Raw genomic sequence first — 18,083 nt, 5'->3', positions numbered from 1 at the left:
TTGCTCTGGTCTAAGCCGTTCCGTACGGTTTTGCCAGAATTCGCTCCCACATCGGAATAAACTGCTTGATCAGCGGTCCGATCGCAAGTGCCGTCACAAAGGTTCCCACCGAAACGGGCCCACCAAGCAACAAGCCCAACACCATGACCGTGCACTCTATACCGATTCTGACTTTACCGATGCCCCATCCCATTCGCTCATGTAAAGCCAACATAAAGCTGTCACGTGGACCGGCTCCCAATCGCGGTGAAATATACATGCCTGTGCCGACCGTATAGATGAGTAGGCCGACAACGAACAAAATGGCTCGTTCTATTACGGTCTCTCCTGTAGGAATCCAGTTCAGCCACATGAATAAGTCAATAAACAGCCCGAAGAAAAACATGTTTAAAAACATACCCATGTTAGGCCGGATCTTGCCAATGATGTAGGAAGCGAGAATGATCATGGCTCCCACGATTTGCGACCATATGCCGATGGTTAGTCCAAATGTCTTCTGTAATCCGATATGCAGCGTATCCCACGGTGCAACACCTAAATGCGCCTCAATCATCATGCCAATACCAAACGCCATGACCGCCAGTCCGATCATAAACACACTGTATCGAACTGCAAGCGGATGAAGCAGTAACTTCCTCCACATCATTTTCTCCCCCTCTAAAAAATCTGGCTTTTTCAGCACACGCAGGTGGGGATTTGGTGAATGTTACCTTATTGCCAACGATTTGAATACTCATTAGGATCACCTTCCTATTTCGAAATTGGCAACATGATTTCCACGATGGTACCCTTGTTGATCTCACTTGAGATGCTGATAGTGCCTTTATGATCTTTCATTATTTTATTGCTGACAAGTAACCCTAAGCCTGTTCCTTTTTCTTTCGTGGTGTAAAAAGGCTCGCCGAGTCTAGGTAGCAGCTCTTGGGAAATGCCACATCCATTGTCGGTAAAGCGAATCAGCACATGATTATCAAGTAGGCATGTGGTTTCTATGCTGATTTCGCCATTCGCCGTGATAGCATCCAGGGAATTCTTTAAAATATTGATAAAGACTTGTTTTACTAGATTTTCTTCTCCATTAATCGCGATCGGAATATAGCTGAATATTGTGTTGATCGTAATGTTGTTTAGATTCGCTTCTGATTCGAGAAACTTTACTACACTTTCAATGAGAGGGTGTAAAAGAATCCGCTTGACATTCAGAGTTTGCGGTTTGGCCAATACGAGCAGCTCACTTACGATAAAGTTGATGCGATCTAGCTCGGCCAACATAATGTCAGTATAAGTGGCGCCCTCTGATAGTGTTGGTCGTAAGTACTGAATAAAGCCTTTTAATGACGTAAGAGGATTTCTTATTTCGTGCGCGATACTTGCAGCCAATTCACCGATTACGGACAGCTTCTCTGTTCTCCTGAGAAGTTCTTCGTTTTGCTTCCTCTCCGTAATATCACGTGTAACGTTGATGAAATATTGACTTTCACCATCCGAGCTGAAAAAAGGCATTCCTTTTGATTCGAGGTAGATCCATTTCTCGTTTTCCACTTTGTATCGATACTCACATGTAATAGGTATATCGAATTGCAGCATCGTGGAAAATCGCTCAAAGACGAGTGATGCATCTTCTGGATGTATGTTTTCAATGATAATTTGGCTCGTACCTAATTTCTTCAGATGTGAAGGTGAACTATACGATACGTGACCGACCTTATCAATCACGGATATGAAGTCTGCTGTATGTTCGGCAATGAATCGATACTGTTCCTCGCTCTTGCGCAAAGCTTCTTCAGACTGTTTTCGCTCGGTGATATTGCGTGAAACGAAAAGAAAGCTATCAATCTCTTTGTTCTCAGACATGATGGGTACACAACGCGACTCCCAGTACACCCACGATCCATTTTTATGGCGTATTCTGATCTCCATTTGTACATTTTGGGGATTCGTGGAGTTTAAGTAACGGAGGTCTTTCACGATTTTCACATCATCGGGGTGAATGAGATCAAAACTATTCGTTTGCAGAAATTCATCCGGAGTGTATCCCAAATGGTGCTCGATAGAAGGAGATACAAAAAGATTATTCATGTGTACATCATGTTGACAAATAACATCGCTTGTATTTTCTACGAGGATACGGTACTTTGCCTCGCTTGTCACGAGAGCCTCTTCCGCCATTTTGCGGTCCGTAATATCCCTTGCGATGACGGAAGTGCCTACGATCGTTCCTTCTGTATCCCTAATAGGGGAAGCAGTTAGACCAACCTGCACGATCTGGCCATTTTTTCGTTGACGCACGGTCTCATAGCCCGTAATATTTTTCCCTTCATATTTAACCTCGTGGAAAATTTCCTTTGTCTCGTTAATGAGATTTTCAGGTACAAGACAGTATGGGTCGTCCAAAAGGTCTTGATATGTCCAACCATAGATTTTTTCAAAAGCACTATTCACAAAAAGTATATTACCCTGCATGTCCCTAATTGAAATCGCGTCTGTAGTCGTTTCAACCAGTGACTGAAGCAGCTCTTTCATGTTGAACTGTTCTTGTCTAAGGTCGATTCGCTGAGCTTCTTTATCCATAGGTTTATACCTTCCTTAAACGAAGATTGTGAATAATGATAATATTCTATGCTTGTTGAAAATATCCTTGAGAAAATATCTATCCCACTAAAAAAAATACCGCCCTTTAAATAGTGGCGGCATTGATCATTACATCGGGTTAACCTTTCCCGGGTATCAAACAGAAAAACCACCGGACCATTTTTAAAGGTGGTTTCCGTGATGTCTAGTACCATTTCCTATCGACTCGATTCTTATTGAGGGCTTTGCTCAGAAGCCATGGCACTGGCTTTCGTCTCATGTACGGTGCCAAATGGATGATGAGGTGGCGCGTAGATGGAATATACTTTAAGCGGCGTATTACCCGTATTGATAATATTGTGCCATATGCCCGCAGGGATCATGATAGCATCGTTATCGTTGACACTTTGTTCAAAATCTAAATGATCTTTGCGATCCCCCATCCGAACAAGTCCTTGACCTTCTTCCACTCGGATGAATTGATCCGTATTCGGATGATTTTCTAAACCGATGTCGTCTCCAACATTTAAACTCATCAGGGTCACCTGCAAGTGCTTCCCTGTCCATAATGTCGTACGGAATGTGTTGTTTTGCTTTGTGGCTTGCTCAATATTCACGACAAAAGGCTTTGGTCCATAATCTCTCAATTCGATGGTATGCTGATAACGGTCCCAGTATCTATTCCCATTCGCATGGCTCCAGTTGTAATAATGAGGACTCCAACCATAGTGAAAATGGTTGTTATTCCAACCGGCAAGCACGGGATAATACCATTGATAGTAATGGTAAGAGTTGTTGTACATCTCAATCTCCTCTCCAGTGTAAAGGATTTTACCCTTTAGCCTATGTAACTACCTGATGACAGGTAACTATCCTGAAGAGCAATTTCAGTTGGCGAATGCTCTGGACCCGAGGGCAACGGGCTCGCCATAATATCTTACTTTGTTTATTGCGATGGGTTGCCGGTCAACCTTTCCCGGGTATCAATTTCCATACCAGAAAGTCGTTTGATAAAGGTCGCTCGCCAATTTGAGGACAGTTCCTCTACTTCCAACAGCTTTTTCATGCCAGCGATATTGTCTTTCTCTTGATGCATGATTCGGTTTGCATACGATACCGTTATTGCCTTTGGATGACACGAAAGCCTTGTCAAACCATCTGAATGAGATACTAGCCCTTCTTTCAACACGCGAAAATAGAAGCCAGTATAACCTGTCTCCTGTACCTTTAGCAGCATTTCAGGCACACCGTATCGCACAGACAATTTGTAACAAGGCTGTCTCGGTTGACTAACTTGTACGACCGCTTCCCCAAGCTGAAAAGTATCACCGATACAAACATCCGTTTCTACTAAGCCACGGATCGTCAGATTTTCTCCGAATGCACCGATTGCCAACTCTCTCTGTAATTCAGCCTCCCAAAATGGGTAGTGTTCATAGGGATAGACGCATACGGCCTTCTCCTTCCCACCATGGTGGACAAGATCTGCCTGTCCATCTCCCTCGAAGTTCAAAAAGGATAAATAAAGTGCTTTTGTAGTCGGCGTTTTGTAAATGCCGGTAGAAACCTCTTTGTTTTGATACTGTACCTGTTTGGGTTTTCCTACATTTATGGAAAGGATTTCGAAATTCACAAGAGATCACCTCATTCTTTCATGGAAATGCGCATTGTGTACTACAATCATATAAATGCATAATGGTTTATTCTATAATGATAGGAAAATCCTATTATTAGATCATAAATCGCCGGAGGGATGGTTGTTGGAGCTCAAGCAATTAGAGTACTTTATGGCACTGTGCCAAGAGTTGAATTTTACTCGCGCTGCCGAGAAATTGGGCATTGCGCAGCCTTCACTCAGTCAGCAAATCCGTCTGCTTGAGCATGAAATCGGCATGCCCTTGTTTGATCGCGTCGGCAAACGAACGATTATGACGGAAGCAGGCAAAACATTGCTTCACCATAGCTATAATGTGTTTCATGAGTTGTCACAGGCACGTGCAGCGATTAGTGAGCTGCAAGGCTTAAGCAGAGGCGCTTTAAAAATCGGTGTACTGCTGACGGTTGTCAATTACTTGCTCCCGCCTACTGTTATCGAGTTTCACCAGCGCTATCCGAAGGTTGAATTGTCTATTTTCGGATTAAGAACCGGTGATATTTATGAAGGACTTCTGAAAAACGAACTCGATCTCGGCATTGTTTTTTTGCCTATGGAGCATGACGATCTGGAAACCATTCCGCTCTATACAGAAAATCTGGCCCTAGGAGTACCTGTGGATCATCCGATTGCGAAGGAACCATTTGTTTCGCTTGCGATTTTGAAAGAAACCTCCTCCATTTTATTGCCCAACACGTACTTTTTGCGTCAGTTGATTGATGAAAAGTGTCAGGAGCTGGGCTTCTCGCCACAGCCTGTTTTGGAGATGACCACAATGGAATCGATTACGAATATGGTCGGGCAAGGTGTCGGTGTCACGGTACTTTCGAAAGGCTACCTCGACTATATCGATGATAAACGGATTCGCACGATTCCGATCCAACAGCCTAATATCACGGCGCAAATCGGTATCGTTTACCGGAAAAACAAGTATTTGTGTGCAGCAAGCCGAGTTTTTATGGAGAAGTTGATTGCCACGGTAAAACGCGATGATGTTCGATGATGCGAGAGTCAAGATCAGTTTATGACGAGGCAAATCATTGTTCAATAGTATAGTTGTTATCATTTCGATAGGTATTTCCTATCATTATTTAGTTATTCCCAGAGGAAAGATGTTCAGGGCATTCTTTCAAGGATGCTTCGTGCGTGAGATACTTTTCCATGAACGCGCAATAATGGGGTGCATTGGAATCGCCTGTATTCGGCCGAAAATGCATGCAGCCTAAGCACGGCTCCGCTACAACGAGATAGCCACGTCTTTGCATCGCTGTTATCACGGAGCCGAGCCCGATCTCGAAATCTTCCAGTATCTCATCTGGTATAGAATGAAGGGCTTCCTCCAGTGTATGCCCCCATTTTTCAAGGCTTGATGCAACTTCTTTTCCCTTTGCAGTCAGTTGAAGCAGGGTCACTCGACGATCTTCTTTTTTAGCTACTTTCGTTATGTGTCCTTTCGTTACGAGTCCATTGATAATCTTTACGGCTGTTACATGCGACGTCCCGATTGCTTTGGCAAAGTTACCAATGGAAGACGCGTCGCTCCTCGTATACAAGGTGAACAATAACGCCTGAATTTGTACGGGAGACAATCCCTGTTCATCACTCTCTGCCTGTGTCACCTTTTTTATCGCCTGAGACATTCGAAATAGCGCCATCATGATACGGGCTGAGCGATTTTCCTTACGTTGTTGTGGATCAAACATCATGAGCTTATCTTACCTTCCATGTTTCATTCTTCTATCCATTGTAAATGCCATACATGGTCGTGTAAAAGCATAGGAAAAGGAGGCGCCTCAAAAGCACCTCCATTCCTCATTTAGCCGTTTTTCACATCTTTCAAGCTTGCCCCAAAGTTAATGTGGTAGACATTTCCACCAATCACGAGAGCAGGTACTGATTGAATACCAGCCTCCTCTGCTTCCTCAATGCGATTCCGCTCTGTACCAAGGTGGACAATTTCGATATCGATTTTTGTTTGATCCAGGTAATCAAGGACGACTTGCTCCGCATCTACACATACTGGGCAACCTGCATGATAAAAAATGGCTTTTAACATTTGGAATCAGCTCCTATCAATTTTATGTAGCATTGCTACGTATTTGATTATAGGAGTGATCAACTTTCGGAACAAATTCCCTATCGTTATCATAGGGAGTATCAATGATTGGAATGAATGAAGTCTTTGAACGCTTCAACAAATTCTCTATACTGGTTTTTTTCGAAAGCTAATGGCGGAACATGGATCGGTTTTGACATGTCCACACCATATCCGAACGCTTTCCAAATGATGCAGTCCTTCATCTCCTCTACATTCGTGGTGACAACAGTACATGAGAAATCCATGTCATCTGAACAAACCAAAATAGGAAGAGCTACATTTGTATAAGACAGCAGTTCAAGGACTTTTTGCTGATCGCGATTATCAAACAGTCCGATAGGTGGAACTAATAAATCAAAAGAACGACTCTGAGTATTTTGATTCAAATAGTCATTCAAAGTAATGTCATTGATAGAAATGACATACTGGGGATGCTGAAAACCCTCCATCTGATCTTGGCGTATATCGATTTTGCTACGTATGTATTTATGGGCCTTACGCACTTTTAACACCTCCGTCCAGGATTTCTCTTAGCATGACTTCCTTTCATTTTACAGGTTCATAAACGGGAACACTATGAGAAACGAGGGCTCTGGAATACACGCCTGATCTAACCTGTTTCTTGGAAAACGCGCACAGAGCCTCATCGTTATTCATTCGTATCGTCAGTCCATTCCCGCTTTTTTCAACAAAACATGAACAATCAAGCCTCTCTCCGCGGATGGAGCAATAGAGATGCTTCCCTCGTGATCTGCAACAATCGCTTGGGCGATGGCCAGACCGATTCCGCTTCCTCCCCTTTTTCGCGTACGGGATTTGTCTACACGATAAAATCGCTTAAAAAGGTGGGGAATTTCTTTTGCTTGAATACCGATCCCTGTATCCTCTACCACAATGTGCACGGCCTCTTCATCCCCATATGCTCGTACCTTCACTTGTCCTTCATCTGTGTATTTCCGTGCATTGTCCAAAAGGATGTCCAATAACTGTCTAACCCGCTCTCGATCCATCAAAAGGACAAGAGCTTCTTCCCATTCAAAAATCAGCTTAATTTGTGGAGGAAAAATGGGTACCCACGCTTGCTTTACTTCAAGTAGCAGAGGGGTTAATGGCTGCACGACTTTCGGTGAGCCTAGTTGTGAGGTATGCTGCAATTTGGCTAGCGATAACAGGTCATCAATGAGTTTGAAAAGTCTTTTACACTCCTGCTGAACAGCAGCGAGCGCTTCGTCCCTTACTTCAGGTTTGTGTTGCCCCCATCTTTGCAGAAGACTTACATACCCTTCAATAATCGAGAGCGGTGTACGCAACTCGTGGGATGCATCTGTGACGAATCGCTGCTGATAGACCATTGCTTCTTCCATACGATCTAACAATAGATTAAAGGCATGGATCAGCTCGTAGATTTCAGTCTCTACGTGATGATGGTGAATTCGTTGGGAGAGACGTTGAGGGAAAATGGAATGGATTTGCTGGATAAGATGATCGAGGGGCTTAAGTCCCCAGTTACTCAACCAATAGCCTCCAATCGCCGAAAGTAGCAAGGTAAAAAAGGAAGAGAGAAAAAGAATCGTGAGCAAGATGGAAAAGTACCATTCAAGCGCTTCTGTCGTAGTCGAAATTTGCACAAACAAAAGCTCCGATGTGAACGGCAGCTGTACAGGTTCTTTTGCGACCAAGGTCCTTTCATAATAGTCTTCCGGCTCGTTTCTCCAATTGGCTCCCTTTATCGAAGCGATTTCCTTGCCGTTTTGGTCGCTAATGTTTATGGATTGATTGACGTCAGCGTAATTGGTTAACAAACGAGTCAAATAGGTAATCGTCAGCGATGCTTCTTCGGTGATTTCTGTTTTCAAATCGGCTGCTATGGCCGTTGCTTTCTGATTGAGCAATTTTTGTTCGTGTTCATGGACGAGATTAGAGGTGCTGAAAAAAATAAAAATGGACAAAAAGAGAAGCAAAACCAGCATACCAGAGCTAAATAACAGCGTGAGTCTCCATTTGAGTGAGTATCTGCGATGTATAAGCATGCGTTCTCCTTTTAATCTCGTAGTGTATATCCAATTCCTCGCACGGTATGAATCAGCTTGACGGATGGATCACTTTCAATTTTGTTCCGCAAATACCGGATATACACATCCACGATGTTGGTATTCCCCATAAAGTCAAAACCCCAAACGGCTGTGAGAATTTGCTCTCGTGAGACCGCTTGCTCCTTGTTTTGAACCAGATAATGAAGCAAATCAAATTCGCGTGGTGTCAACATGATTTCCTCTTCATCGAGAAACACTCGCCGCGCGTTGGGCTGGATACGCAAGCGGCCAACGACTATCTCCTGGTTCGCTTTTGATTCCCGCTGACGCAATAAGGCCCGAATCCGGGCAAACAACTCCTCGATTGCAAACGGCTTCGCCAGGTAGTCGTTGGCTCCACTGTCTAATCCCGTCACGATATCCGGAACCTCTCCACGAGCCGTGATCATGATAATAGGGACATCTTTGGTTTCCCGAATTCGTCGGCATAATTCTATCCCCGATAATTCGGGTAGCATGACATCCAGCAGGATGAGGTCGTACTCAATCGTCAGTGCCTTTTCTAGTCCGGAAAGCCCGTCGTATTCCATATCCGTCGAAAATCCTTCATTCTCTAATTCCAACTGTAAATATCTTGCCAAGTTATGCTCATCTTCCACGAGCAGCAAATAGCCTTTTCCATCTGGCGTAGGCATGCATATCATCTCCGTTTGAATATCTTACCAACAGTTTTCTCAGGAAACTCTCATGAAATTCTACCGGGAATCTTAGTTTTGTTCTGTACGATAAGAGCGTGGATAAGAAACACACAACAAGATTAACCATTCAGAAGGAGGAACATCATGACAAAGCGAAACTGGAAAGGTAACACTACTACGGTCGTAGCTATTCTAATGGGAACTTCTCTTCTCATGAACGGACAAGCCTACGCGGCTTCTGAGACAAGTCTCACCTCCACAACTACACATAATCAGGATATACAGCAGGATCAACATACGAATGACCAGAAACTTCAACAGAATATCGAAGAAAATGAGCAGATTGATCAGCTGGTGCAGGATGCTACGAATAACGACCTGACAGCCATTGAGGAAAGTACTACTGATAATAGCCAGAATAAACAGACAGACGATATCACTGCTCCATCCGATCAAAATGCAACAGATTCAACTTCTGCTTCCCCTTCCGACATCGCCGATCAGGTCATTTCAGAAGGATTGAAGTATAAAGGCGTACCTTATAAATTTGGTTCTAGCAAAAAAACAACGCGTACATTTGATTGCTCTTCCTTTACACAGCGAGTGTTTAAAGAGGCCGGAGTAAGTCTGCCGCGAGACTCACGTCAACAGTCCAAAGTCGGTCAAAAAGTCTCGAAGAATCAGCTGCAAAAAGGAGATCTCGTTTTCTTCCGCAGCTATGGCAGCTCGTCTTCTCGCATTACGCATGTTGCCATCTACGCCGGGGACAATAAGCTGCTGCATACGTACGGGAAGCCGGGAGTTACGACAACCAAATTCAAAGGGACTTCTTGGGAAAAACGCTTTGAGCTTGGAAGACGTGTGATTTAACCATACAAAAAAGGCTGCTGAGAGCTTCAGCAGTCTTTTTTAATGCACTCCATTCGTCCGACATCTGGAATGACCGCCTCCCCGTTCATTGACCATCTCTGTAGCATCCGGCTGTTTTTGTTGCCATACGTCCTCCACAAGAGGTTGCAAAGAAATTGCTTTTTCATTTCCATTTCCTCCATGGTTCCAACACACCTAATTCTTTTTCAATATGATAATAAAAGCTGAAACGTTGTCACTCGTTCCTCGTCAAATGGAGTGAAACTTCAAAAATTGACGAGGTGGCTATCATGAATATCAGACAAAATATGATGTCTCTTTCCATCCTTGCTTTATTAACCGTGTCATTCGCCCAACCAAGCTTTGCTGCAACGACTCCTTTTACTGATCTTGCCCACTCGGGAGCGAAAGATAAAATTCTTGCTTTACAGCAACAAGGCGTGATAAAAGGCGTAGATGATAGCAAATTTGCACCCAACGAAACGATAACGGCTGCGCAAGGTATTCAACTGATTGTAAATGCCTTTGATTTGAGTCTGGCAGCGATCCGTTTTGTAAAGGCTCCACAAGCCACTGACTTTTTTTCCAAAGGAGATAACGATGCTTGGTATGCAGAGAGTCTGATCATAGCGGCTGCGAACGGATTGGAGTTACCAGCTGATCTCGATCCGAATGCAGAATGGACCAAAGAGCAGTTCATTCACCAGCTAATGAGAGTCATGGAGACCAAGGGTAATCTGCCCATGATCAAACTAGTACCGGTAGAAATCAAAGATAATCATGAACTCACCGTGGATTACCAAGGCTCCATTCAACGAGCTCTTGCAAGAGATATTATCGAATTGGATAAAGAAAACAAGCTTCATCCACAAAAAGCCATCACGCGTGAAGAGGCAGCCGAAATGATCTATAATGCCCTTGCGTATTTGAAAAGCCATAAGCCTCTGAACTAAAACGAAAAAAATGCAGCGAGTCCTCGTAATGAGGGGCTGCATTTTTTTGTTTACTTAACCAGTAATCATCCGATTCACTTGCCCGGTTATCAACAGCATCGCTTGCAAGACGGGCATCATGCTAACAAGATCAGGCGAATGGAAGCGTACCGTTCGTCCTTCGATGAGTTCAATTCCTGGCATCCAGCTGACTGCTGTGGCAAATTGTGATTTCGTAAACTCGACTTCTATCGTATTCTCTACTCTTTGCTCGAGCGGTTTAACTGTACTGCGATGGAGCAATGCTTCTTTTGCTTGCTGGCGGATCAGCTCTCTCGCACGAACGGGATGCATCGCTTGCGACGAGAGTCCCGTTATCCCTGTTTTCACGGCGACCGTAAATACTCCAGGGATATCTTCTTCCACCTCTTTGGCCGTTTGGGAATCTCCGGTAACGAGTACGACAGGAACACCAAAGGCCCCCGCGATTGTTGCATTTAAACCCGCTTCGCCCACCTCTTTACCATTCAAGATTAGCCGATGGATAGCAAGGCCAGACAATGTATGATTGAGTACCGCATCTCCTGTTCCCGCTTTTCCATGATAACCGATGAAAAATGCGGCATCGCAGCTACTGTCGATCCCCTGCATCATACAGAGAGGCTTGAAAAAACCACGAATGACATCTGCCTGAGGATGCAATTCTTCTAGAATGATATTGTTCATCGGTCCATGAGATTCATTGACGATAATTTGGGTAGCTCCTGCTTCCAGTGCACCCTCAATTGCCGCATTAACATCTTGGGTCAGCAGTCTTCTCCCCGCTTCGTAATGTCTGCGACCGGGGATAACATCCTCCCATTCGCTTAGCCCAGAGATCCCTTCCATGTCCAACGAAATAAACACCTTCATGTGAAATAGCCTCCCTATCTTTGATTAGATTGCTTTCGGCATTTGGCGCGAACCAAACGCCAAGCGCTTGATCTCACCGTCTGGATGGCGAACAAAGCGGATGAGTGAATCGATGTTGTGCCGCGTGAATAGAAACGTATCTTCGCCAACGGAACGCAGTGGGAACACATCACTGCCTAGAGCGAGCACGAGCTGTTTCTGTGCTTCGTCAAATCTAATCTCTACTACGTCACCTTCTCCGGATTTGTATGTACCGGGACATTGCTGCAAGTACGCAAGCGTCACTTCACATTCGGAAAACGTGACGAACTGCGTCTCGAGCGGGCGACCGAACATGCTATTCAACAAACCTAATGTCAGATTCGTAATGGGGGCATCATCCATGTTGGTCAAAAGAATGCCGGTTACACCCGCCTCTGGAACGATGAACATTTGCGCGGTTATCCCTTTTAAGCCGCCGGTATGGGTAAGTAAGGTGTAATCTTCGGAAAATGGAAACACGCCGAGTCCGTAACCATAGCTGCGGCTCAAATCGATACGGACATGAGGGGCAGTCATTTGTGACGCGCTATCGTCCGAGATGATTCTCTTACCATTTGAAAGCCCGCCTGTCCGATAGACATCCGCATACCGAAGCATGTCACACGCGGACGATTTGAGGAAGCCTGCTGCACGCATGGAGGGAGCATCCCACCAACCGGGGGCACGTACTACTTCACGAACGCCATCATTCATGCGACGTGTGTACAGCATGGTAGTATTGTCGTCCTCGCCTAATTCTTCCACATGAAAAACCGTGCGCTCCATGCCAAGTGGCTGTAAAATATGCTCTTGGACATAGGCTTCGTATGATTTGCCGCTGACACGCTCAATAATCGCCCCAAGCAAGCCAAAAGCTTCGTTCGAATAGCTGAATTCTGTCCCAGCAGGCCCCAACAATTCAAAGGGCAGCTTCTCTATATATGCCATGAGGTCTTCGAAGGTATCGATTGGGTGTTTACATTGCGCTTCAAGATGGTGAAGTAATTCTTCTGCTGTCGGGTCGGCTTGTAAGCTGGGTAGCATTGCGGGAATGAGTGATGGAAGTGGTGGAAATCCGAGGGTATGTGTCATGAAATGATGAATCGTAATGCTTTTCGTTTGGGCTACATCCGGTGTGCGAAACTCAGGCAAATAGGTGATAACCGGATCATGCACGGAAAGCTTTCCTTCTTCCTGAAGCTGCATGATCGCCATGCATGTAAACGACTTCGTAATCGATCCGATGCCAAATACCGTATCCAGATCGATGGGAGCTTTCTTTTCGCGGTCCCGATAACCAAACGCTTTTTCATAAGTGAGTTCCCCGTCTTTGGCTACGGCAATGATCGCACCGGGAACTTGAAAATCATCCATCAGCTTTTGGACGTATGCTTCTAACGACGCTTCCCACTCATTCATCTTCATGTCATGCCTCCTTAGGTTCATTACATACAAATAGGAAAGCAATTTCAATTTTAATTCCGAAGTATATACTTCAAAAAAATGAGGTTTTGAAGTTCATGCACTAGTAGAATTATAAGCGGCAGATGAAAAAACGACAATATATAATTCTGAAAATATAAAATATTAATAATATGAATGTAAATCTTGTTTAATTTTGATACACTTTCTAAGTCCTTCTCCCAACAAAAAACCGCCTAGGCCCTTCATCAGCTCATTCAATGAGTTTGTTTATTTAGCTCAAAAATGGTTGGCCTGCAGCAACAACACAACAGGCAGCTTCTCCTTACAGAAGCTGCCTGTTATTTATCGCAATGAATACATCTATCATTGAAACCGGGAGTACGCTTGGTTGATTAACTCAATGTTTTCAATGCTTCTCGCGTAAATGGTTGTAGCTCTTCGGTGTTGCCCTTACGAATTTTTGATACCCAAGCTGGATCGCTCAGTAGCGCACGTCCAACTGCCACAAGATCAAACTCTTCTTGCTCGATACGCTCAATCAGATTATCGATGTTAGCCGGCTGACCACCCTTGCCTTCGGTGAATAGACTCAGGAACTCAGAGTCCAATCCAACAGATCCGACGGTGATGGTTGGTTTTCCCGTCAGTTTACGAGTCCAGCCTGCCAGGTTTAGATCTGAGCCTTCAAACTCCGGCTCCCAGAAGCGTCGAGTGGAAGCATGGAAGATATCGACACCAGCTTCGGTCAGAGGAGTAAGGAAAAGCTTCAATTCTTCAGGTGACTTTGCCAGTTTGGATTGATAATCGCTCGGTTTCCATTGGGAAAAACGGAAAATAATCGGGAAGTCTGGACCGACTGCGTCCCGTACAGCCTTAATCACCTCTACAGCAAATTTGGTGCGGCCTACGAGATCACCACCATATTCATCCGCACGCTTGTTGGTGACTTCCCAGAAGAACTGATCAATCAGGTAGCCATGTGCTCCGTGAATTTCCACTGCGTCAAAACCAATTTTCTTAGCTTGAGACGCGGCTTGTGCGTAAGCCCGAATGAGACCTTTGATTTCTTCGATGCTGAGTGGTTCTGATACCCTTTCACCAGTAAGACTTAGACCAGAAGGACCGATTGGTTCGGCATCTGATTCTGGGAAATTCTCCTTTTGGCGCGCCATGCCGGTATGCCAAATCTGCGGAGCAATTTTTCCGCCCGCCTCATGTACTTCTCGAACAACACGTGCCCATCCGTCCAGTGCTTCCTCTCCATAGAAATGCGGGATATTCTGATCTGCACCCGCAGCTGGATGTTCGATAAGCGTTCCTTCGGTGATGATTAAGCCGACCTCGTTCTCTGCGCGTCGACGGTAATATTCAGCTACATTGGGCCCTGGAATCCCTTTTGGTGAAAAACTGCGGGTCATGGGTGCCATAACAAACCGATTTTCAAGTTTCAGTCCTTTGTATTCAAACGGGGAGAATAATGCTGCTACAGATTTTGATGAATTCATGTGATTCCCTCTTTCTTTTCCCTATTTTTTCATTCTAATTTTTCTTTACCACTCTTGAGCGGTAGGTGTAACAATCTCATCGTTTATGAGTCACATCATACATATGATGCCATTCAGTAGCAATTTCGTCTTTGTTCTCGACTGCATACATGCACATAGGATACTTCATCATACGATTTTTTAACTCTAAACCTTTGAAACCCCCACTCCTTTACTGATTTTGTGAGTAGAGCTTTATATTATTCTTAAATGCATGCGCACGCATATAATTTATCATCATCCTTTTTCACCTGTCAACCGATAAGTGTAATGGCGATCCTTACACGAAAAAAAGCCGCTATTCCCGTTGGTTTGGAAATGGTGGCTTTTTGCAATTACTTCTTTTCACTAACAATTGTAATGCTTCATCAAATTTTCCGTCTGAAAAAGCAGATTGAAGAATTTCATTCATGGTCACGAGGTATCTCTGGAGTTTTTCTTCACCTAATTCGGTTAACTGAGTATAAACGCCTCTACGGTCGTCTTCACATACATTCCTTTGTAAAGCTCTGCAGTTTTTTGCCTCAAGTCTTCCAACCAGCCTTGATATAGCACTTTGACTTAATCCAACCCGTTCCTGTAATTGTTGTAACCTCAGTGTTTTATTACCTTCTTTCGATAAAAAGTAAAGGACGTAAAACTCTTTTAAAGAAAGATTGTAATTTTCTTGTAAAACTTTTTCAAGCGTATTGGAAATACTATCCGTAATGTGGGTAAGAGACAACCAATCGTTTATAAGTTCATTAGTTGGGTCGGTTTTCATAGTAAATTCCACCTGTTCTAGACTATATATCATGCTAATCCGTTTCATTATAATACATAAAGGTATCACGCACAAAAAAGCCCTCACTTTTTCGCGAGGGCTGTGAAAATATGAAAGCGAAATCGAGACTCGGTTCACTCGTCCAAGTATCGCCACTTGCTGAAGAGAATGCTTCTTATTGGTTTTCGATTTCTCCATCACGATCTGTTACCGCAAAGTTGTAATTAATAGAGCGTGTAAATGGTTCGCCATCCTCATTGATGCCGGTTACGTCAAAGGAGAGATTATAAACGCCTGGCTTGGTCGGCACGGTAAAATTGCCAGTAAGCTCATCTTCTTTTACGGCAAACTTCACTTCATCAAGAACGCTTGCTTTTTCGCCGTTCAGTGAACGAGTCAGGTTTGCTTTTTCCAGTAACGATTGATCAATTTCGTTTTTGCCCATGTCGACGGAAATCTTCGCTTTGTCGCCTTTCTTGAATACCTTTTTGCTCGCCTTTACTTTCGCTTCTTCTCCGCCTTTCACAGAACCAACCATGAAAAAGGCGTCGTCAGAGCCCTCCACTTCAAGCGTCCATTCGCCTGCTTCAGGCTCCTCTACTTCAATGAAGTGATGAACAGCATCTTTGAATATCTCGGATTCATCCTCCGATTTGCTTTTTTCACTGCGGTCCGCTTCATACACTTTGCCAGACGGACTGATCAGGGTCACAACAGTGTCTTCCGACGAGGTCATCGTATCAAGATTGAACTGATCGATTCCGCTCTCCAGGAAAAATGTTTCCGAGACGTTGTCTTCCACTTCACCCCCACGGAGAATGACGGAGCTCTCTTCCACAGTGCTTGATTTTGATTTATCTTCGCTTACTTTATTTGCACGTTCGCGAATGGATGCCTTTTGCAATTTCGGTTCGACCAGATCCCATGTATTCGAGGCTTTCACTATTTGACCGTGGGAAATGTCTTTTGTAAAGCTCTTAATCCCATAAGTCAAACCGAAGGCAGACTCTATGGAAACAGCGCCATCATCTTCACCGGGAAGAACCGCATGAGCAAACCAGGTAGGACTAAACATGCCATCATCCCCTGTTCCAGCAGCCATGTATGTCTTGGTTGAATGAATTTCGGTACGGTTGTCAGTCTGGGAACGGTAGTTGGCCATGTATGATGTTTGCAGGGAATACACCGCATCGTCTTTTTTGCCAAGAATGTCAGCAAGCCATCCTGCCCAATTACTGTAAGCCAAGTCAGCCAATTCTGAACCCTTGTTTGGCGTAGCAATCTGGTGAACAACGTTGACATACGGATGTGCGCCATAGTGGACGAGTGCTGTCTGTGTATCGATGCCACCTTTGGAATGTGCAATGATATTGATTTTGGAAACACCGTAATAATCCGCGACTTTTTTAATGACTTCAGCGAGCTTGGCTCCGTTTGTCCACATGTTGCCACCTGTACCATCCGCGTCCTTCAACTGCACAAAGGCGGTACGATACCCAGCGTTATACGCTGCATCATAAAATCCGTCTGTTGTATACCAGGTTTTGTAGGTGGAGTGCAGACCTTGGACAAACAGGATCACGGGCTTGTCGTCGGATGCATTGGGAGGAACCGCACCTGTGTACCAGTCACCAAAATGACCACTTGGATTGTCGTCATGCAAAGTCGGAGCTGGAGCCGCTGCGCTTGCAGCTTGCGGATAGACCAGCGCCGTTGATAATGTAACGGCCGCCAGCAAACGAGAGAGTGCTTTCTGATTCATGAAAAGAACACCAACCTTCACCTTAGGATTTATTGTTGCCGTACACAATCGCTAGAATTGGGCACGGATTGCAACTGCCTGTTCTACCTTCAATGTGTCTTGAATGATCACTAGGATCGTATTCATTTGCTGATGAATAAAGAAATGCCCACCAGGCATGGGGTAAAATTTGCATTCTCGCCCGCAATAGTCTCGCCACGCCACAATATCTTGGATTTCAATAGAATCTTCTTTTCCAAACAAAACCGTCATGTTGACAGGGATTTGCTTTGGAAGCTCGTTATTCATTTCATAAGTTTGCACGGCCTGGAAATCAGCGCGAATCGTAGGCAAAAATAGCTCCAAGAGCTCGTGATTGTCCAAAACCTCATTGGGAGTACCCCCAAGTGTACGTAGCGATTCGATGAACTCGTTATGCGGCAGGTTGTATGTTTTCACCAGCTTGTGATATGCATGTGGCACACGGGATGCAGACAGGAACAAGTGCTGGGGCAGTGGCTTTCCATTCTGTAACAGCTTTCGCGTCAGTTCAAACGCGATTAATCCGCCCATGCTGTGGCCAAAAAAAGCAAAAGGTTCTTCCCCCAGCTCTGGTGTGATCCGTTTGTATACATCCTCCAAGACCTCATAAAACGAAGTGGAAAGAACCATGCTATCGCTCTGTAATGCAGGCCGTACCTCAAATGGATCAATTTCTAATAACGCTGGCGACAATACCCGCTTCCAACCGTAATAGATGCTGGGAAGTCCACCTGCGTACGGAAAGCAGAACAATTTCATCTCTTTCCCCGCCCTTTCCT

The 18,083-nt window shown here is 44.6% G+C and carries 19 protein-coding genes; 3 read left to right on the top strand and 16 right to left on the bottom strand.

Features of this window, described 5'->3' with window-relative positions; all coding sequences use genetic code 11:
- Nucleotides 1-10 precede the first annotated feature (10 nt).
- The 4 genes from ACKKE8_RS15575 to ACKKE8_RS15560 all read right to left on the bottom strand — a co-directional run bounded on the left by ACKKE8_RS15575 (nucleotide 11) and on the right by ACKKE8_RS15560 (nucleotide 4,204).
- Nucleotides 11-643: a YczE/YyaS/YitT family protein gene (locus ACKKE8_RS15575; RefSeq protein WP_409179127.1), complete on the bottom strand. Its 633-nt coding sequence runs from the start codon at nucleotides 641-643 to the stop codon at nucleotides 11-13.
- 107 nt (nucleotides 644-750) lie between these two features.
- A complete protein-coding gene (locus ACKKE8_RS15570; RefSeq protein WP_409178932.1) occupies nucleotides 751-2,571 on the bottom strand; it encodes a PAS domain S-box protein in 1,821 nt (606 codons plus the stop codon).
- Between the two features lie 233 nt (nucleotides 2,572-2,804).
- Nucleotides 2,805-3,374 (bottom strand): cupin domain-containing protein, encoded by a 570-nt coding sequence (locus ACKKE8_RS15565; RefSeq protein ID WP_409178931.1) that lies wholly within the window; start codon nucleotides 3,372-3,374, stop codon nucleotides 2,805-2,807.
- A gap of 143 nt (nucleotides 3,375-3,517) precedes the next feature.
- Nucleotides 3,518-4,204 carry an MOSC domain-containing protein gene (locus tag ACKKE8_RS15560; protein ID WP_409178930.1) on the bottom strand — a complete coding sequence of 229 codons (687 nt, stop codon included), beginning with the start codon at nucleotides 4,202-4,204 and terminating at the stop codon, nucleotides 3,518-3,520.
- Nucleotides 4,205-4,331: 127 nt separating this feature from the next.
- On the opposite strand from ACKKE8_RS15560, the gene ACKKE8_RS15555 reads away from it, so the two are divergent.
- Nucleotides 4,332-5,228 (top strand): LysR family transcriptional regulator, encoded by an 897-nt coding sequence (locus ACKKE8_RS15555; RefSeq protein ID WP_409178929.1) that lies wholly within the window; start codon nucleotides 4,332-4,334, stop codon nucleotides 5,226-5,228.
- Nucleotides 5,229-5,316: 88 nt separating this feature from the next.
- Here the strand turns inward: ACKKE8_RS15555 and ACKKE8_RS15550 are convergent, their stop codons facing one another.
- The 5 genes from ACKKE8_RS15550 to ACKKE8_RS15530 form a co-directional block, all read right to left on the bottom strand.
- Complete coding sequence (locus ACKKE8_RS15550; protein WP_409178928.1) at nucleotides 5,317-5,931, bottom strand: MarR family winged helix-turn-helix transcriptional regulator; 615 nt, start codon at nucleotides 5,929-5,931, stop codon at nucleotides 5,317-5,319.
- Nucleotides 5,932-6,041: 110 nt separating this feature from the next.
- Nucleotides 6,042-6,281 carry a glutaredoxin family protein gene (locus ACKKE8_RS15545; RefSeq protein WP_409178927.1) on the bottom strand — a complete coding sequence of 80 codons (240 nt, stop codon included), beginning with the start codon at nucleotides 6,279-6,281 and terminating at the stop codon, nucleotides 6,042-6,044.
- 101 nt (nucleotides 6,282-6,382) lie between these two features.
- Complete coding sequence (locus ACKKE8_RS15540) at nucleotides 6,383-6,826, bottom strand: hypothetical protein (RefSeq protein WP_409178926.1); 444 nt, start codon at nucleotides 6,824-6,826, stop codon at nucleotides 6,383-6,385.
- A 162-nt stretch (nucleotides 6,827-6,988) separates the two neighbouring features.
- Complete coding sequence (locus ACKKE8_RS15535) at nucleotides 6,989-8,353, bottom strand: ATP-binding protein (RefSeq protein WP_409178925.1); 1,365 nt, start codon at nucleotides 8,351-8,353, stop codon at nucleotides 6,989-6,991.
- 11 nt (nucleotides 8,354-8,364) lie between these two features.
- Complete coding sequence (locus ACKKE8_RS15530) at nucleotides 8,365-9,051, bottom strand: response regulator transcription factor (RefSeq protein ID WP_409178924.1); 687 nt, start codon at nucleotides 9,049-9,051, stop codon at nucleotides 8,365-8,367.
- A gap of 147 nt (nucleotides 9,052-9,198) precedes the next feature.
- Between ACKKE8_RS15530 and ACKKE8_RS15525 the strand changes: the two genes are divergently transcribed.
- The gene (locus tag ACKKE8_RS15525; protein ID WP_409178923.1) at nucleotides 9,199-9,924 is read left to right on the top strand and encodes a C40 family peptidase; all 726 of its coding nucleotides are present in this window, start codon (nucleotides 9,199-9,201) and stop codon (nucleotides 9,922-9,924) included.
- Between the two features lie 26 nt (nucleotides 9,925-9,950).
- Here the strand turns inward: ACKKE8_RS15525 and ACKKE8_RS15520 are convergent, their stop codons facing one another.
- Nucleotides 9,951-10,091, bottom strand: a complete 141-nt coding sequence (locus ACKKE8_RS15520; RefSeq protein ID WP_409178922.1) for a hypothetical protein — start codon at nucleotides 10,089-10,091, stop codon at nucleotides 9,951-9,953.
- 123 nt (nucleotides 10,092-10,214) lie between these two features.
- Here ACKKE8_RS15520 and ACKKE8_RS15515 point away from each other — a divergent pair, with 123 nt between their 5' ends.
- On the top strand, nucleotides 10,215-10,877 hold the full coding sequence (locus ACKKE8_RS15515) for an S-layer homology domain-containing protein (RefSeq protein WP_409178921.1): 663 nt from the start codon (nucleotides 10,215-10,217) through the stop codon (nucleotides 10,875-10,877).
- Between the two features lie 54 nt (nucleotides 10,878-10,931).
- Here the strand turns inward: ACKKE8_RS15515 and ACKKE8_RS15510 are convergent, their stop codons facing one another.
- From ACKKE8_RS15510 to ACKKE8_RS15485, 6 genes are all read right to left on the bottom strand, one after another.
- The gene (locus ACKKE8_RS15510) at nucleotides 10,932-11,768 is read right to left on the bottom strand and encodes a M55 family metallopeptidase (protein WP_409178920.1); all 837 of its coding nucleotides are present in this window, start codon (nucleotides 11,766-11,768) and stop codon (nucleotides 10,932-10,934) included.
- Nucleotides 11,769-11,792: 24 nt separating this feature from the next.
- On the bottom strand, nucleotides 11,793-13,214 hold the full coding sequence (locus ACKKE8_RS15505; RefSeq protein WP_409178919.1) for a serine hydrolase domain-containing protein: 1,422 nt from the start codon (nucleotides 13,212-13,214) through the stop codon (nucleotides 11,793-11,795).
- A gap of 392 nt (nucleotides 13,215-13,606) precedes the next feature.
- Entirely contained in the window at nucleotides 13,607-14,719 is a 1,113-nt protein-coding gene (locus ACKKE8_RS15500; RefSeq protein ID WP_409178918.1) for an NADH:flavin oxidoreductase, read from the bottom strand.
- A gap of 337 nt (nucleotides 14,720-15,056) precedes the next feature.
- Complete coding sequence (locus tag ACKKE8_RS15495; protein WP_409178917.1) at nucleotides 15,057-15,521, bottom strand: MarR family winged helix-turn-helix transcriptional regulator; 465 nt, start codon at nucleotides 15,519-15,521, stop codon at nucleotides 15,057-15,059.
- Between the two features lie 175 nt (nucleotides 15,522-15,696).
- On the bottom strand, nucleotides 15,697-17,283 hold the full coding sequence (locus ACKKE8_RS15490; protein ID WP_409178916.1) for a proprotein convertase P-domain-containing protein: 1,587 nt from the start codon (nucleotides 17,281-17,283) through the stop codon (nucleotides 15,697-15,699).
- Between the two features lie 51 nt (nucleotides 17,284-17,334).
- The gene (locus ACKKE8_RS15485; protein WP_409178915.1) at nucleotides 17,335-18,063 is read right to left on the bottom strand and encodes a thioesterase II family protein; all 729 of its coding nucleotides are present in this window, start codon (nucleotides 18,061-18,063) and stop codon (nucleotides 17,335-17,337) included.
- Nucleotides 18,064-18,083: the final 20 nt, after the last annotated feature.

The sequence above is a fragment of the Brevibacillus fortis genome (assembly GCF_046196545.1).
Taxonomy (GTDB): Bacteria; Bacillota; Bacilli; order Brevibacillales; family Brevibacillaceae; genus Brevibacillus; species Brevibacillus fortis_A.
Note: the sequence above shows the minus strand (reverse complement) of the source record. Positions and strands in the feature narration are given on the sequence as shown.

Excerpts from the sequence above, each read along its gene's own strand:
- ACKKE8_RS15515 (WP_409178921.1), top strand. The coding sequence starts at position 10,215 with ATGAATATCAGACAAAATATGATGTCTCTTTCCATCCTTGCTTTATTA.
- ACKKE8_RS15490 (WP_409178916.1), bottom strand. The coding sequence starts at position 17,283 with ATGAATCAGAAAGCACTCTCTCGTTTGCTGGCGGCCGTTACATTATCA.
- ACKKE8_RS15525 (WP_409178923.1), top strand. The coding sequence starts at position 9,199 with ATGACAAAGCGAAACTGGAAAGGTAACACTACTACGGTCGTAGCTATT.
- ACKKE8_RS15570 (WP_409178932.1), bottom strand. The coding sequence starts at position 2,571 with ATGGATAAAGAAGCTCAGCGAATCGACCTTAGACAAGAACAGTTCAAC.
- ACKKE8_RS15485 (WP_409178915.1), bottom strand. The coding sequence starts at position 18,063 with ATGAAATTGTTCTGCTTTCCGTACGCAGGTGGACTTCCCAGCATCTAT.
- ACKKE8_RS15500 (WP_409178918.1), bottom strand. The coding sequence starts at position 14,719 with ATGAATTCATCAAAATCTGTAGCAGCATTATTCTCCCCGTTTGAATAC.
- ACKKE8_RS15505 (WP_409178919.1), bottom strand. The coding sequence starts at position 13,214 with ATGAAGATGAATGAGTGGGAAGCGTCGTTAGAAGCATACGTCCAAAAG.
- ACKKE8_RS15520 (WP_409178922.1), bottom strand. The coding sequence starts at position 10,091 with ATGAAAAAGCAATTTCTTTGCAACCTCTTGTGGAGGACGTATGGCAAC.
- ACKKE8_RS15565 (WP_409178931.1), bottom strand. The coding sequence starts at position 3,374 with ATGTACAACAACTCTTACCATTACTATCAATGGTATTATCCCGTGCTT.
- ACKKE8_RS15575 (WP_409179127.1), bottom strand. The coding sequence starts at position 643 with ATGTGGAGGAAGTTACTGCTTCATCCGCTTGCAGTTCGATACAGTGTG.
- ACKKE8_RS15530 (WP_409178924.1), bottom strand. The coding sequence starts at position 9,051 with ATGCCTACGCCAGATGGAAAAGGCTATTTGCTGCTCGTGGAAGATGAG.
- ACKKE8_RS15510 (WP_409178920.1), bottom strand. The coding sequence starts at position 11,768 with ATGAAGGTGTTTATTTCGTTGGACATGGAAGGGATCTCTGGGCTAAGC.
- ACKKE8_RS15550 (WP_409178928.1), bottom strand. The coding sequence starts at position 5,931 with ATGATGTTTGATCCACAACAACGTAAGGAAAATCGCTCAGCCCGTATC.
- ACKKE8_RS15535 (WP_409178925.1), bottom strand. The coding sequence starts at position 8,353 with ATGCTTATACATCGCAGATACTCACTCAAATGGAGACTCACGCTGTTA.
- ACKKE8_RS15545 (WP_409178927.1), bottom strand. The coding sequence starts at position 6,281 with ATGTTAAAAGCCATTTTTTATCATGCAGGTTGCCCAGTATGTGTAGAT.
- ACKKE8_RS15495 (WP_409178917.1), bottom strand. The coding sequence starts at position 15,521 with ATGAAAACCGACCCAACTAATGAACTTATAAACGATTGGTTGTCTCTT.